1 protein-coding gene and 1 pseudogene are annotated in these 1,211 nt (G+C 70.4%); one reads left to right on the forward strand and one right to left on the reverse strand.

The window, feature by feature from the left end:
* Positions 1-719, reverse strand: a pseudogene (locus ACEN88_RS32185) (hypothetical protein); the annotation flags it as partial.
* Between the two features lie 129 nt (positions 720-848).
* On the opposite strand from ACEN88_RS32185, the gene ACEN88_RS32190 reads away from it, so the two are divergent.
* Positions 849-1,199, forward strand: a complete 351-nt coding sequence (locus ACEN88_RS32190; RefSeq protein ID WP_413346276.1) for a hypothetical protein — start codon at positions 849-851, stop codon at positions 1,197-1,199.
* Positions 1,200-1,211: the final 12 nt, after the last annotated feature.

Below are 1,211 nucleotides of genomic sequence, written 5' to 3' on the forward strand. Positions count from 1 at the left end.
GCGTGGAGCAGGCTGCCGGGCTGGACGCCGATCTGCGCCATGCGCGCGCGCAGGCGGTCGGCGGCGCCGAGCTTGTTCGCAATGCGGCCCTCGACCGCGCCCCGGTCCGCCCGGTAGCGTTCCTGGCAGGGTGCCGTGGGCGGGAACATGGCCGCCTCCAGGTCGCTGCGCAGCCAGCGCTCCACCTCGGCCGGAATACTGGCGAACTCGCCCAGCAGCGCGACGAGCGGCCAGTCCACGCCCGGGCGCAGCAGCGCCGGCAGCGAAAAGAAGTCGGGGCGCATCCAGGGATTGTCCGGCCCGAGCATGCGGGCCAGCGCCGGCCACGCGGTCGCGTTCCATAGCTCCATGCCCGCGAGCGGCCCAACGTACGGGCTGGATTTGATGTCCCAGCCGCCCAGCGCGGCCAGGTCGGCAAGGCCGCGGCAGACGTGATTGACCGTCGACTCGACGAGGCCGAGCGCGGAATTGCCCTGCCAGAACGCGTCCAGCCGCCGCCCGGCCTCCGGCGCGCCGCCCGTGATGAAGCCGTACCAGCCGAGCAGCGCGCTGATGGCGCCGCCGGACGTGCCGCTGATCGCGACGAGCGCCGTGCGGGCGGCGCCGTCCTCGTCGCCACGGTTGTCGAATTGTTCCAGCAGGATCGGAAGGACGCCGCCCGTGTACGCGGCGTGGCTGCCGCCGCCCTGGCAGGCGATTGCGATGTGATTGGTTGCCATGAGACCTCCCGGCACAAGGGGTTGGATGACCCTCCCGCACCGTTAGGCAGGCCGCGGCGCGCACGGTTCCCTATTGCTTTATTGAAATGCGTCACGAATAATAGAGCGACAATCATTCTCGACCGCACCATGAAGCAACCGGAAGACCTGAGCACGATCGAATTGCCGCTCGACGCGGCGCTGGCGAAGAAGCGCGGCCGTCCGCCGAAGGAGGACAAGCTCAGCGACGCCGAGCGGGCCCGCCGCTACCGCGCCCGCCAGAAGATGCGGCCGAAGGGCGCGTGGAATTACGAGCAGGTCACGACCCAGACGCGCACGGAGATCGAACGCCTGCTGGGCAGCGCGTCGACGCGGCCGGCCGGGGAAGCGGAATTGGTGGCGCAATGGGCGTACGGCATGTTCCTGCTGTGGGACCGCGTCACGGCCCAGCGCCAGCAGGCGGCCGACCGGGATGCGTTGCTGGCGCTCGTCTCCGGCTGATGTTACGCGCCG

The organism is Massilia sp. CT11-108 (genome assembly GCF_047302915.1).
Classification (GTDB): Bacteria; Pseudomonadota; Gammaproteobacteria; order Burkholderiales; family Burkholderiaceae_D; genus Telluria; species Telluria orientalis.

Excerpts from the sequence above, each read along its gene's own strand:
- ACEN88_RS32190 (WP_413346276.1), top strand. The coding sequence starts at position 849 with ATGAAGCAACCGGAAGACCTGAGCACGATCGAATTGCCGCTCGACGCG.